Source organism: Streptomyces sp. NPDC002643, assembly GCF_053592555.1.
Genome location: NZ_JBSFVY010000017.1, coordinates 82,057 through 95,263, shown reverse-complemented (window position 1 = coordinate 95,263; position 13,207 = coordinate 82,057). Strand labels below are relative to the sequence as shown.

9 protein-coding genes and 1 riboswitch are annotated in these 13,207 nt (G+C 70.0%); of the genes, 4 read left to right on the top strand and 5 right to left on the bottom strand.

Annotation, left to right across the window (positions count from 1 at the left end):
* Positions 1-214 precede the first annotated feature (214 nt).
* Positions 215-2,818: an ATP-dependent DNA helicase gene (locus ACWD4G_RS25595; RefSeq protein WP_451297194.1), complete on the bottom strand. Its 2,604-nt coding sequence runs from the start codon at positions 2,816-2,818 to the stop codon at positions 215-217.
* Between the two features lie 329 nt (positions 2,819-3,147).
* Positions 3,148-3,320: riboswitch (cyclic di-AMP (ydaO/yuaA leader) on the top strand.
* Between the two features lie 9 nt (positions 3,321-3,329).
* On the opposite strand from ACWD4G_RS25595, the gene ACWD4G_RS25590 reads away from it, so the two are divergent.
* Positions 3,330-4,532 carry an NlpC/P60 family protein gene (locus tag ACWD4G_RS25590; protein WP_451297193.1) on the top strand — a complete coding sequence of 401 codons (1,203 nt, stop codon included), beginning with the start codon at positions 3,330-3,332 and terminating at the stop codon, positions 4,530-4,532.
* Between the two features lie 203 nt (positions 4,533-4,735).
* Here the strand turns inward: ACWD4G_RS25590 and ACWD4G_RS25585 are convergent, their stop codons facing one another.
* A complete protein-coding gene (locus ACWD4G_RS25585; RefSeq protein ID WP_451297191.1) occupies positions 4,736-5,089 on the bottom strand; it encodes a hypothetical protein in 354 nt (117 codons plus the stop codon).
* A gap of 555 nt (positions 5,090-5,644) precedes the next feature.
* Here ACWD4G_RS25585 and ACWD4G_RS25580 point away from each other — a divergent pair.
* Both ACWD4G_RS25580 and ACWD4G_RS25575 read left to right on the top strand, forming a co-directional pair.
* Positions 5,645-6,724 carry an NlpC/P60 family protein gene (locus ACWD4G_RS25580; protein ID WP_451297189.1) on the top strand — a complete coding sequence of 360 codons (1,080 nt, stop codon included), beginning with the start codon at positions 5,645-5,647 and terminating at the stop codon, positions 6,722-6,724.
* 204 nt (positions 6,725-6,928) lie between these two features.
* Positions 6,929-7,939: an L-histidine N(alpha)-methyltransferase gene (locus ACWD4G_RS25575; protein WP_451297187.1), complete on the top strand. Its 1,011-nt coding sequence runs from the start codon at positions 6,929-6,931 to the stop codon at positions 7,937-7,939.
* Here ACWD4G_RS25575 and ACWD4G_RS25570 read toward each other — a convergent pair.
* Together ACWD4G_RS25570 and ACWD4G_RS25565 are read right to left on the bottom strand one after the other, a co-directional pair.
* Positions 7,830-8,633 (bottom strand): LuxR C-terminal-related transcriptional regulator, encoded by an 804-nt coding sequence (locus ACWD4G_RS25570; protein ID WP_451297185.1) that lies wholly within the window; start codon positions 8,631-8,633, stop codon positions 7,830-7,832. The genes ACWD4G_RS25575 and ACWD4G_RS25570 overlap by 110 nt on opposite strands.
* Positions 8,630-9,955 carry a PspC domain-containing protein gene (locus ACWD4G_RS25565; protein WP_451297183.1) on the bottom strand — a complete coding sequence of 442 codons (1,326 nt, stop codon included), beginning with the start codon at positions 9,953-9,955 and terminating at the stop codon, positions 8,630-8,632. The genes ACWD4G_RS25570 and ACWD4G_RS25565 overlap by 4 nt, the downstream gene beginning before the upstream one ends.
* A 382-nt stretch (positions 9,956-10,337) precedes the next feature.
* On the opposite strand from ACWD4G_RS25565, the gene ACWD4G_RS25560 reads away from it, so the two are divergent.
* Positions 10,338-11,921: a PspC domain-containing protein gene (locus ACWD4G_RS25560; protein WP_451297404.1), complete on the top strand. Its 1,584-nt coding sequence runs from the start codon at positions 10,338-10,340 to the stop codon at positions 11,919-11,921.
* A gap of 571 nt (positions 11,922-12,492) precedes the next feature.
* On the opposite strand, the gene ACWD4G_RS25555 is transcribed toward ACWD4G_RS25560, so the two are convergent.
* Positions 12,493-13,026, bottom strand: a complete 534-nt coding sequence (locus ACWD4G_RS25555; RefSeq protein ID WP_451297181.1) for a DoxX family protein — start codon at positions 13,024-13,026, stop codon at positions 12,493-12,495.
* Positions 13,027-13,207 lie beyond the last annotated feature (181 nt).

The window sequence follows — 13,207 nt, the reverse complement described above, 5'->3', positions numbered from 1 at the left end:
CCGTGGTCGCAGGGCGCCCTCTGCTGGGGTGAGCCACCGGGGGGCTACGCCCCCAGACCCCCATCGGCCTACGGCCTCGTCCTCAAACGCCGGACGGGCTTGATCGTGTCGCGGCCGAGTTCCCGGTTCCAGTGGGTTCGGCCGACCATGGGCTACTGGTCGGCCCTGGTGAAGTCCGGCCGACCCTGACGGATTTCAGGGTCGGCCCCCTTCGCTACAGCTTCTCGACCGGCGCGTACCGCAGGAGCAGTCGCTTCGGTTTGGCATCGCCGAAGTCGATCGTCGCCTCGGCGTTGCCGCCCGTGCCCTTGACCCCGACGACCGTGCCCAGGCCGAACTGGTCGTGGGTGACGCGGTCGCCTACCGCAAGCGCGACGACCGGCTTCTCGTCGGTGCGACGGGTCGCGAAGCCGGAGGCGCCGGAGGCCGAGGAACGGGAGCGGCTGCTGGAGAGGGAGGAGGCGATACCGGCGGCGGGGCCGGAGGAGACCGGGGCAGTGGCTCCCGTACGCTTCCACTCCAGGTAGGTCTTCGGGATCTCCTCCAGGAAGCGGGACGGCGGGTTGTAGGACGGTTGTCCCCAGGCGCTGCGCAGCGTGGAGCGGGTGAGGTAGAGCCGTTCACGCGCGCGGGTGATTCCCACGTACGCGAGGCGACGCTCCTCCTCCAGTTCCTTGGTCTGCCCGAGCGCGCGCATGTGCGGGAACACGCCGTCCTCCATGCCGGTGAGGAAGACGACCGGGAACTCCAGGCCCTTGGCGGTGTGGAGGGTCATGAGCGTGATGACGCCCGAGCCGTCCTCGTCCTCGTCGGGGATCTGGTCGGAGTCGGCGACCAGGGCGACGCGTTCGAGGAAGTCGGCGAGTCCACCGGAGACCGTGCCCGGGGCGGCAGCCGCGCCGCCCGCACCCGGCCCTTCACCGGCACCTGGCCCCTCACCGGCGGCCGCACCCTCACCCACGCCCTCTGCCGTGTCCGCATCGGCCCCCGCACCCACCCCGGCACCGGACTCCTGCTCGAACTCCAGGGCGACAGCCGCGAGTTCCTGGAGGTTCTCGATGCGGGTCTCGTCCTGCGGGTCGGTGGACGCCTGCAACTCCGCGAGATAGCCGGTGCGTTCGAGGACGGCTTCCAGAACGGTGGCGGGGCCGGCGCCGGACTCGACGATCGTGCGGAGCTCCTCCATCAGCGTGTTGAACCGCTTGACGGCGTTGGTGGAGCGCGCGGCCATGCCGTACGCCTCGTCCACGCGCTTGAGCGCCTGCGGGAAGCTGATCCTCTCGCGCTGGGCGAGGGCGTCGATCATCGCCTCGGCGCGCTCGCCGATGCCACGCTTGGGGACGTTGAGGATACGGCGCAGCGGAACCGAGTCCTCCGGGTTGGCGAGGACCCGCAGATACGCCAGGACGTCCCGGACCTCCTTGCGCTCGTAGAAGCGGACGCCGCCGACGACCTTGTAGGGCAGGCCGACGCGGATGAAGACCTCTTCGAAGACTCGGGACTGGGCGTTCGTCCGGTAGAAGACGGCGACGTCGCCCGCCTTGGCCTCGCGCGCGTCGGTCAGTCGGTCTATCTCGTCGGCGACGAACTGCGCCTCGTCGTGCTCGGTGTCGGCGACATAGCCGGTGATCCGGGCGCCGGCACCGGCGTTGGTCCACAGGTTCTTCGGGCGGCGGGACTCGTTGCGCTCGATGACCGCGTTGGCGGCGGAGAGGATCGTCTGCGTGGAGCGGTAGTTCTGCTCCAGCAGGATCGTCGTCGCGTCCGGGTAGTCCTCCTCGAACTGGAGGATGTTGCGGATGGTCGCGCCGCGGAAGGCGTAGATCGACTGGTCGGCGTCACCCACGACGCACAGCTCGGCGGGCGGTACGTCCCACTCGCTGGGCGGGACGTCCACGGGGTGCTCGGAGGTGCCGACCAGCTCCCTGACCAGGGCGTACTGGGCGTGGTTGGTGTCCTGGTACTCATCGACGAGGACATGGCGGAAGCGGCGGCGGTAGTGCTCGGCGACGTCCGGGAAGGCGCGGAGCAGATTGACCGTCGTCATGATCAGGTCGTCGAAGTCGAGGGCGTTCGCCTCGCGCAGCCGTGACTGGTACATGGCGTAGGCCTGGGCGAGGGTCTTCTCGAAGCCGTCAGCTGCCTGGGCGGCGAAGTCCTCCTCATCGATCAGCTCGTTCTTGAGGTTGCTGATCTTGGCGCTGAAGGACTTGGGCGGGAAGCGCTTGGGGTCGAGGTCCAGGTCACGGCAGACCAGGGCCATGAGGCGTTTGCTGTCGGCGGCGTCGTAGATGGAGAAGGAGGAGGTGAAGCCGAGCTTCTTCGACTCGCGCCGGAGGATGCGAACGCACGCGCTGTGGAAGGTCATCACCCACATCGCGTTGGCGCGCGGGCCGACGAGCTGCTCGACACGCTCCTTCATCTCGCCCGCGGCCTTGTTGGTGAAGGTGATCGCGAGGATCTGGCCGGGGTGGACGTTCCGCTCGGCGAGGAGGTGGGCGATGCGGTGGGTGAGTACACGGGTCTTGCCGGAGCCGGCGCCGGCGACGATGAGCAGGGGGGTGCCGGCGTGGACGACGGCCGCACGCTGGTTGTCGTTCAGCCCTTCCAGCAGCGCCGCCGCGTCGATCGCCGGGCGCGGGGCACCGCTTCTGTAGTACTCGTCCCGGTCCGGCGGCACGTCGAACTTCCCGCCGAACAGATCGTCCGGAACCGGCTCCGGTACGTGATCGTCCTCGGGCGGTGGCGGGGGTTCCTCCTCATGCCCGCGAGGGGTCTGGAGGTCCGCCAGGAAGCTGTCGTCAAAGAGGCTGCTCATCGCTCTCCGAGTCTAGGCGCCCCCACCGACAGCGCGGGGCCGCCCCGGGAAGACTGTGGATATCCGTCCGGGAGGACTTGGCATCCATACCGGATGCCCTCGGGGCCCGCGCCGGATGCCCTTCGGACCCATCGGCTCCCGCGCAGCACCCACCACTCAGCGCACACATGTCACAACGGTGAGCGATCGAACGTACCACCTATCGCGCCTCCGAGGTCAAGGTCACGAAAACGTATCGGGCATATCGAACATCAACCTTCACACGGGCCACACGAGTTGGCTAGCGTTTTGGTGGGCCGCACGACCCAACCGGCGAACGTCGCCGGGCCGTACGGCCTCCGCCGAGTCCGGTGCGCCTCCCGTGGCAGCCGGAGCCGGGGACCCACCGACCTCTGGGGTGAATCGACCCGACCGCCGCCCGCGGCGAGGGTCGTAGGGCAAACCTTCCGAAGCTTGCGCCCGAACCCGACAGCTAACTCGGTAGGCGGATTACGGAAGGAGTCGCCGCACCATGGCGCACCGCAAGCCGCGTCCGGCCGGCCGAACGCGCGCGGGCATACGCACCCCCGCTCTCGCCACGGCCGCGCTCACGTCCGTGGCCCTGCTCTCCCAGACCGCTCAGGCCGCCCCCTCGACCGACGACAAGCCGAGTCTTGAGGAGGTGGAGAAGAAGGTAGACGACCTCTACCGCCAGGCGGGCACGGCGACCGAGAACTACAACGCGGCCAAGGAACGGACGGCCAAGCAGAAGAAGAAGGTCGACACCCTCCTCGACGACGTCGCCAAGCGCACGGACAAGCTCAACGAGGCGCGGGAGGAACTGGGTTCGATCGCGGCGGCCCAGTACCGCACGGGCGCCTCCGCCCCCGACGCGGCGTCGCTGCTCCTCGCGGACGATCCGCAGGAGTTCTTCGACCAGAACCAGCTGATGGGCCGATTGTCGGACCGTCAGCAGGAGGCGGTCGACGAGTACACCGCCCAGCAGGCCGAGACGGCGAAGCAGCGCCAGAAGGCGACCGACAGTCTCGAACAGCTCACCGAGTCACAGAACTCGCTCAAGGCCAGCAAGGCGAAGGTCCAGGCGAAGCTCAGCGCGGCGCGGGAGTTGCTGTCGCAACTGACCGCGGAGGAGAAGGCCCGGCTCGCGGCGATCGAACAGCGCGAGCAGGAGGAGGCCGACCGCAAGGCCGAGGAACTGGCCCGTCGGCAGCAGGCCGCCCAGGCGGCGGCCACGCAGGAGGCCCAGCCCGAGGCCTCCACGGGCACCGGCACGAGCGCGGACACCGGTACGAGTACGGGTACGGCGACCGAGACCGGCTCGAACACCGCCACCACGGCCGAGGACTCGACCTACGCCGCGAAGGCGGCGAAGGCCCTCACCTTCGCCCGCGCACAGATCGGCAAGCCATACGTCTGGGGCGCCACCGGCCCCGGCTCCTATGACTGCTCCGGCCTGACCCAGGCCGCCTGGAAGGCCGCCGGCGTCGACCTCCCCCGCACCACCTACGACCAGGTCAACGCCGGCACGACCGTCTCCCTCGCCTCGGCGCAACCCGGCGACCTGGTCTTCTTCTACGACAACATCGGCCACGTGGGCCTCTACATCGGCAACGGCATGATGATCCACGCCCCCAAGCCGGGCGCGTACGTCCGCGAGGAGTCGATCTTCTACGACGGGGAGAGCGCCATCCACAGCGTCGTGCGCCCCGCGTAGGGGGCGCGCGAGCCGGGACCCGGCAGCATCCGGGTCCCGGCTTTTCCCGCACCCGCCCCGTGTCGCCGCTGTCGCGCCCTTACTTTCGACGCCGCGCCCCAGCAGTTCGGCTGCCGCGCCCTGCGCTCTCACCGTCACACCCCGGCCCTTCGTCGGCCTGTCCGGGCCTTTCCTCGTCCTGCCCCGGCCTTGGTCGGTGCGGCTCAGGTCCAGAGCACCGCGATGAAGATGTTGGCGGTGGTCAGCAGGCCGACGAGGCCGAACAGGGGCTTCTCCACCGTCTCGTCGTCGCGTTTCACATAGACGAGGCCCAGGATCACGACCAGCAGGGCCAGTTTGACGCCGATCTTGATGTTGTTGACGGGCTGGTCGTCGGCCTGGTTGAGGCCGACCAGGATGGCACCGGTGATGAGCATGGTCAGGGCGCCGTGGAGCATCGCGGGGACGAAGCGGGCGGTGCCCTGGCCCATGGCCTTCATCTGGGTGAGGAAACCGCCGAGGAGGGAGGCGATACCGATGATGTGGAGCGCGACGAAGAGGTGGATGAGTACGTCCATGGGCGGAGCCTAATGAGACGCCTGGGGGCGGACGGGCACCGGGGTCGCGGGCGCATTGGGGCGCTCGGCGCCGACACATCGCGCCGACGCATCGCGCTGTCACCGTCGACGGTCACGGCACGTGTTCGCGGCGCCCTCGGCCCGCCCATCGATCTTGCATATATGCGCCCCATAGCACCGTTCCACGCCCTCCTGGCCCCAAATCGCCGCATCGGTCATCGCAGAGCGTGAAGTCGGCGGAGCCAGGACGGGATCACGGTCACATACGGTCACCTCACGGTCGGTGCCCGCCAGTTCCGTACAACGCGTCACCGGCCGGACACGCTCAGGTTTAGCGTCCTCCACCAGGTGACCGGCTCCCCACCGCCGCCCGGGCCAGGGGCGGCAGTCGGACACCACCGCCGAGAAAGTCCGGCGGCGTCCCGCTCCCCCCTGTGCGGGACGCCGCCGGACGCGCAACCGCTCCCCCAGGCGGTCCGCGCGCAGCGACACACCGGCTGTTTCAGGTGTATCGGGCGCTTGGACGGCGGTCGTACGAGAGGACAGTGAGTCCACGTGGCAGCGCACCGCAAGCCCAGACAGCGCTCGCTCGGCGGCCAGACGATCCGCTCCGCCGCGACCCTCGCCCTAGCGGGCGCCGCGACCGCGACCGGGTTCGACGGCACCGGGCACGCCGATCCACAACTGACGCCGGAGCAGGTCAAGGCGAAGGTGGACAAGCTGTACGCGGAGGCGGAGGTCGCCACCGAGAAGTACAACGGCGCGAAGGAGAAGGCCGACAAGGCGCAGGAGAACCTGGAGGAACTGCGCGACCAGGCCGCCCGCCGCACCGACCGCCTCAACTCGGCGCGGGACCAGCTTGGTTCGATCGCCGCGGCGCAGTACCGGACCGGGGGCATCGACCCCTCGTGGCAGCTCGCGCTCTCCAGCGACCCCGATCAGTACCTCGACAGCGCCGAGTTCGCCGATCGGGCCGGCAACCGGCAGGCGGCGGATGTGGCGTCCGTACAACAGCAGTTGCAGGAGATCGAACGGCTGCGCGGGGCCGCCCGGGTCGAGCTGGGCACACTCACGTCCAAGCAGTCCGATCTGAAGCGGCACAAGAAGACGGTCACCTCGAAGCTGACCGAGGCGCGAAGGATTCTTGCCCGGCTCACGCAGGAGGACCGCGCGCGCCTCGACACCCCGGGCGCCGGCGCGGGACACGCCTCGCGCTCCTCGTCATCCTCCCAGCGCACCATCACCGGCCCTGTCTCCCCCGCCACGTCCACCGCCAACGCCCCCAACACCCGTGCCGCCGCAGCCGTTTCCTACGCCTACGCCAAGATCGGCAGCCCTTATGTCTGGGGCGCCACCGGCCCCAACGCCTTCGACTGCTCCGGCCTGATCCAGGCGGCGTACCGTTCCGCCGGAGTCTCGCTGCCCCGCACCACCTATGCCCAGATCAACGCCGGCCGCCGCGTCGCCCGCTCCGAACTCCAGCCCGGTGACCTGGTCTTCTACTACTCCGGCATCAGCCATGTGGGCATCTACGTCGGCAACGGCCAGATGATCCACGCCCCGAATCCATCGGCGTCGGTCCGCGTCTCCCCCCTCGACGAGATGCCGTACGCGGGAGCCACCCGGGTGGTGTGAGGCGGGGGCCGCGCCACAGGAGCCGGGATGCTCAGGGGCCGCCCTCACGGGCCCTCACGGGGAGGCTTGTCCGGTGCGATTCCTGACGGCCTCCTGTGCGGTACGAAGCCGAGCGGCAGTGCACATGGCATGGGAATTGGCCCTGTAACGGCGATCTCCATTGGCCCTGTTCGCCGGACCATTCTCGAACGAGGCTCACACCCCATGACGACCTCCACGCCCAAGCCCACCTCCGCGCCCTCGGCAATGCCGCCCCTCAGCGCGGCCGACACCTATGTCCATGGCTACTCCGACCACGAATCCCGTCGGCTCGCCGACCAGGCCGACACCCTCGCCGAGCTGCTCCACCACGGCACGGCCTATCCGGCGGGCGCCAAGGTCCTTGAGGTCGGCTGCGGAGTCGGCGCGCAGACCGTGCACCTGATCGCGAGCAGCCCCGAGGCGCACTTCACCGCGGTGGACATCTCGGCGACCTCCCTGGCCCTCGCCCGCGCCAGGGTGACGGCCCACGCGCCGGACGCCCAGGTGACCTGGCTCCAGGCCGACCTCTTCGAACTCCCCTTCGCTGAAGCCGAATTCGACCACCTCTTCATCTGTTTCGTCCTTGAACACCTGCCCGACCCGCACCGCGCCCTCACCACCCTCCGTCGCCTCCTGCGCCCCGGCGGCACCCTGACCGTCATCGAGGGCGACCACGGCTCCGCGTTCTTCCACCCCGACAGCCCGCACGCCCGCGCCACCGTCGACTGCCTCGTCCGACTCCAGTCCGCGGCGGGCGGAAACGGCCTCCTGGGCCGCCAACTCCACCCTCTCCTCTCCGCAGCGGGCTTCACACACGTGACCGTTCATCCCCGCACGGTCTACGTCGACCGCTCCCGCCCCGCCCTGGTGAAGGGCTTCACCCTCGACACCTTCACCGCCATGATCGAGTCCGTACAAGAGGAGGCCCTGGCCGCGAACCTGATGACCCCGGCGGACTGGGAGCGCGGCATCGCCGACCTCCGCCGCACCGCCACGGACGACAACGGCACCTTCCACTACACCTTCTTCAAGGCAGTGGCCCAAAAGTCGGCAGCTCCCGGCCCGGCAGCCGCGCCGACTGCGGTCACACCAGTCGTCGTGCCGTCGCCCACCTCGTCAGCTCATGCCGGTTCGACAGCTGCAACTTCCGCAGCACGGCGGACACATGGGACTCCACCGTCTTCACCGAGATGAACAACTGCTTGGCGATCTCCTTGTACGCATAGCCTCGGGCGATCAGCCGCAGCACCTCGCGCTCGCGCTGGGTGAGCCGGTCGAGGTCCTCGTCGACGGGTGGGGCGTCGGTGGAGGCGAAGGCGTCGAGCACGAACCCGGCCAGGCGCGGCGAGAACACCGCGTCTCCCTCCTGGACCCGGAAGATGGAGTCGACCAGGTCGGACCCCGTGATCGTCTTGGTCACATAGCCCCGCGCACCACCCCGGATCACCCCGATGACGTCCTCCGCCGCATCCGACACGGACAGGGCGAGGAACCGCACGGGCTGCTCGGTGTCCGACATCAACGCCGAGCAGCGGCGCAGCACTTCTACCCCACCGCCACCGGGCAGATGGACGTCCAGGAGCACCACCTCGGGCCGTGTGCTGGTGATCACCGAGACCGCCTGGTCGACGTCCGGCGCCTCCCCGACGACCTCGACGCCCGTACGCTCCGTCTGCCCGATCTCGGCCTGAACTCCCGTACGGAACATTCGGTGATCGTCGACCAGCACGACCCTCACATGCCGCCCCGGCCCGGAGACAACGGCCTGCTCGCCCTGGCCGCCGCCCGAACCGGCCGCCGACACGGCCTCACTTCCCTGGCCCTCGGCCGGTCCGATGCCCGAACCGCCTTGTGCGGCAAAGTCGTTCGCCCCGTTCGCGTCGCTCATGACGTCGTCTCCGCCCTCTCCATCTCCAACTCGACCTCCGTGCCGCCACCCGGTACGGCGCGGAGCCGTGCCGTACCGCCGTTGCGCTCCATACGGCCGATGATCGATTCTCTGACCCCCATGCGGTCGGCGGGTATCGCGTCGAGGTCGAAGCCGGGGCCTCGGTCACGGACGGACACGAAGACCGTGCTGCCCTCGACCTCGGCGTAGACCTGTACGGCACCCCCCTCGCCACCGTACTTGGCGGCGTTCACCATCGCCTCGCGCGCGGCCTGCATCTGCGCGGTCAGCCCCTCGTCGAGGGGGCAGTCCCCCACGACGACCACCTCTATCGGGGCACCGTGCTTGTCCTCGACCTCGGCCGCGTTGCGCCGCACGGCCTCGGCGAGCGTGCTGGGCTGCTCGTCCTCGTCCTTGCCGGTGCCCTCGGGCTTGTACAGCCAGTTGCGCAGGTCTCGCTCCTGGGCACGGGCCAGGCGGCGGACCTCGCCTGGGTTGTCCGCGTTGCGCTGTATCAGCGTCAGTGTGTGCAGCACCGAGTCATGGACATGGGCGGCGACCTCGGCCCGCTCCTGGGCGCGGATGCGCATCAGGCGCTCCTCGGAGAGGTCCTGGGTCATCCGGACGAGGTACGGCCCCGCCAGCAGCGTTATACCGACGAGGACCGCGAGCGCCGCCTGCAGCACCGAGCGGAGGTGCGCGGTGGAGCCCTGCAGGACGAACACCCCGGAGACGCCCACGGTGACCAGCAGGACGCCGGCCACGGTACGGAGCAGGGTGATCGTGGGCCGGCGGCGGCCGACCTCGGCCCAGCGGGCCCGCCGGGCGTTGTCCGCCTGCCGCCAGACCAGGGCCACGCCGGCCGCGACGAGCACGGTCGGCAGGAGATAGGCGGTGGCGGTGTCTCCCAGATTCACATTGCTGACAAAGACCATCGCCACGACGACCATCAGGAGAAGCGCGAGGATCTGGCCCCGGTCCGGCTTGCGGGCCACCAGTCTGCGGCGACCGTCGGGGGAGGTCTCGGTGGCGATGGCCGGGGGCCGTTGATTGTCCACTCCGCCCACGCCCAGCGGCACGAAGAACCAGAACGCCGCGTACACCAGGGCGCCCAGGCCGTCCGCTGTGAACAGGCCGACGAACACGAGCCGCACCCAGATCACAGGCAGGCCGAGATGTCCGGCGAGCCCTCGCGCCACTCCTCCGAGCCAGCGACCGTCGCTGCTGCGGTAGAGCTTGCGCGGGGGCCGCGGAGTGTCGACTGGCAGTGCTGCGGCTTCCGGCATGCCATCGATGTTCACACGCATGGCGGAGCGAGGCATCAGGGTCGACCCCCGAGACGCCCCTGATCTTCGGCCCGCCCGTGATCGAACACATCCCGGGTCGGATATCAGGGTTCGACCAGGGTCATCCCGACTGCCATCGGACCGGCCCGGCCGTCACGATGGACGCATGACGGATCACCAGCACGCGGCATCGGAGCAGGGCCCCGGCCCAACTCCCGACACCCAGCGGCCGAACGCAAGGCCGCAGGACGCCATGCCCACAGCGGGCACGGCGGATGCGCCGCGGGCGGACGAGGGCACGGGGACACGGCCGGCTGAGGCTACGCGCACAGCCTTGGGCGCGGGTGTGCGTAGGTACACGGGTGTGGGTACATACGCGGGCGCGGGCACAGGCGCACGCGCGGAACAAGCGGACTCGGTGACCGCCGATGCGGCCGCTGGAGCCACTGGGCCCGACCCCGCTGGACGCGGGGATGGCGACAGCCCTGCCGGATCTCGGCGTACGGGTGGCGGCAGTTCGGCCACAGGCAAGGCCGGTCCTGCCGGTCCTGCCGGTCCTGCCGGCTCTGCCGGCTCTGGTGGCTCTGGTGGCTCTGGTGGCTCTGGTGGCTCTGGCGATCCTCGCAACCCCAGCGCTTCCGGTGGTCCCGGTGGCTTGGGCGGGTCGGGTGGTTCGGCTGGACATGCCGCTCCTGGCGATCCAGGTGACCCGGACCCGAACAATCCGGACGGTGTCCTCGCGGCTCCCCTCAAATTCCGTCGCGACCGGCGGTACAAGATGGTGGGTGGCGTCTGTGCCGGGTTGGGACGGCAGTGCGACATGGACCCGGTGATCTTCCGGATCGTGTTCGCGGTGCTCTCCGCGACCGGTGGTCTCGGCCTCATTTTCTACGGCTTCGCCTGGCTGTTCGTGCCGTACGACGACGAGGAGCAGAACGAGGTACGCAAGCTGCTGACCGGCCGGGTCGACGGCCATGCCCTGGCGGCCGTGCTCTTCGCGCTGGTCGGCTGCGGTGTTTTCCTCACCATGCTGGGCAACAAGACGGCCCTCACCTTCTCCGTGATCGTCGCCCTGCTCCTGGTGGGCGCGGGGTACTGGTCGCAGCAGCGCGGCGCCCCCGACCCCGATCCGCTCGCCGCGCAGGCCGTCGCCGACGCCCCACCGGAAGCGCAGGCTCCGCCCGTGGCCGCCGCCTACCCCTCATGGTGGCGTGACCCGATAGTCAAGGACGGCACCCATGTGGGCGGCACTGGCTATCTGTGGGGCCCTTGGGACACCCGCGACCGGGACATCGCGGCGGCGGTGAACATCGCCCGTGGTGCTCCCCACCGCCAGGACATACGCGCCCCGCACCGGCCGAAGCCTCGTGGGCCGCGCTGGATAGGCGGCTGGGTCTTCCTGCTCGCCTTGCTCGCCGGCGGCGCCGGTACGGGCGCTACATGGGAGGAGCGCACGCTGGCCGCCAGCCTGCAGACCGGTATGGCCTGCGCGCTGGTCGTGTTCGGCCTGGGCATAGCCGTGAGCGCGTTCCTGGGGCGCACGGGAGCGGGCTCGATCATTCTGGCAGTGGTCACGGCTGGCCTCCTGGCCTGCGCGGCGGCGCTCCCGGCGAACATCACCACTGACTGGGCCCGTACGGAGTGGACACCGCGGAACGCGGCGAGTGTGGAGGCCCGCTACGAGCTGGGGACGGGCGTGGGCACGCTGGATCTGACGAAGGTGGATGTGCCGAGGGGGCAGACGGTGGCGACGAGCGTGGAGGTGGGCGCGGGCAAGGTGAAGGTGGTGGTTCCGTCAGATGTCACCGTACGGCTCGACATGGAGGTGGGTCTGGGTGACATCCAGTTGCCGGGTGAGGACAGGGAGGACGTGGACGTGGCACCGGACAAGCATGCTGAGCGGACGCTGGCCCCAGCGCAGGACGCGAAGAGCGGCGGCACGATCACGATCGACTTGGAGGTCGGCGTAGGACAGGCGGAGGTGACCCGTGCTACGGCATGAGTTCAAGCCGGGCAAGCTCGTCGCCGGCGCCGTCCTGACTCTCGCCGGCGTCATCTACCTGGGCGACGCGGGCGGGGCCTGGAAGACACCATGGTTCGCGGTGATACCGCTCGTCGTCGCCGGGCTGTTCCTGGCGGGCACGGTGGCGTTCCTGAACCACGCGATACGCGGCCATCGGGCGCCGGGCTGGAGGGCGGGACGACCGGTGGGGGCGGAAGGACTCCCAGGGACGCCAGGGGACCCGACGGGCGCCACAGGCCCGGTGGGTCCGGCAGGCCCGGCAGGCCCGGTGGGTCCAGCAGGTCCCGGGGGCCCTGGAGGACCGGGCGGACCGGGCGGACCGGATAGACCGGTGGGCCCCGCAGGCCGGGGTGGGCCGACAGGGGCGGCTGGATCTACTGGACGCACAGGCCGGTAGAACCAGGCCGGGCCGCCAGACCGCTTGACCGCCGCGCTGCCGCGCCCGGCCAGGGTGGGTCGGGGAAGCCGGGCCGGGCCAGACGGGACGCCCGCGCCGCAGAGTCGGGCCAAGGTCGGCCGGACCGGGAGGGTCGGAGGGGGGAGGCTGGCGTTAGCGGTAGGTGCTCGCGCGGTGGCGGTGGCTGCGGCGGGAGCGGAGGGCGGCGTCGACCGAGAGGATCGGGGCGCCGGCGAGGATGAGGGGAATCCAGGCCATGAGGTAGGGGAGGTCGTTGCCGTAATAGTAGGGGGACGCTGACCAGCTGACCGTCAGCCAGAGGCTGAGGGAGATGAGGGCGCCGCCGAAGGCGGCCAGGCGGGCGAAAAGGCCGATGAGGGTGCCGATACCGACGGCGAGTTCGCCGAAGGCGATGGCGTAGCCGAAGCCGACGGGGTTGTTGAGGGCCATGTCGATCATGGCGGGGATCGCGGAGGCGTCCCGGGCGGCGCTCATCATGTCGCCGATGGAGCCGGAGCCGGAGTCGGCCATGAAGGCGCTGTCGGTGAGTTTGTCCAGGCCGGCGTAGATGAAGGTGACGCCCAGGAAGACACGTAGAGGGAGGAGGGCGTAGCGGGTGGCCGCGTCTCTCCAGTCGCCGTTGTCGCGATAGGGGGTGTGGGAGTCCGTGCGAATGTCGTGAGTCATCAGTCTGCGCCGCCTCTTGTTCGCCGTGCCGTTGACCCCTCAACAGACGATACGGTCGGAAGGGTGGGGGTGCTCAAGAGTGCGCCACGGTTTTTCCGCCTTGTGTCATCCCGTCCCGGGGGATGCCCGGCCCCCAGGCGGTTGTCGTCGCCTCTGCTCCACTGCTCTCCCCGGCCCGTTC

What these genes read in the sequence shown, in the direction of transcription:
- ACWD4G_RS25595 (WP_451297194.1), bottom strand. Translation starts at nt 2,818, where the DNA reads ATGAGCAGCCTCTTTGACGACAGCTTCCTGGCGGACCTCCAGACCCCT.
- ACWD4G_RS25590 (WP_451297193.1), top strand. Translation starts at nt 3,330, where the DNA reads ATGGCGCACCGCAAGCCGCGTCCGGCCGGCCGAACGCGCGCGGGCATA.
- ACWD4G_RS25575 (WP_451297187.1), top strand. Translation starts at nt 6,929, where the DNA reads ATGACGACCTCCACGCCCAAGCCCACCTCCGCGCCCTCGGCAATGCCG.
- ACWD4G_RS25565 (WP_451297183.1), bottom strand. Translation starts at nt 9,955, where the DNA reads ATGCCTCGCTCCGCCATGCGTGTGAACATCGATGGCATGCCGGAAGCC.
- ACWD4G_RS25585 (WP_451297191.1), bottom strand. Translation starts at nt 5,089, where the DNA reads ATGGACGTACTCATCCACCTCTTCGTCGCGCTCCACATCATCGGTATC.
- ACWD4G_RS25555 (WP_451297181.1), bottom strand. Translation starts at nt 13,026, where the DNA reads ATGACTCACGACATTCGCACGGACTCCCACACCCCCTATCGCGACAAC.
- ACWD4G_RS25570 (WP_451297185.1), bottom strand. Translation starts at nt 8,633, where the DNA reads ATGAGCGACGCGAACGGGGCGAACGACTTTGCCGCACAAGGCGGTTCG.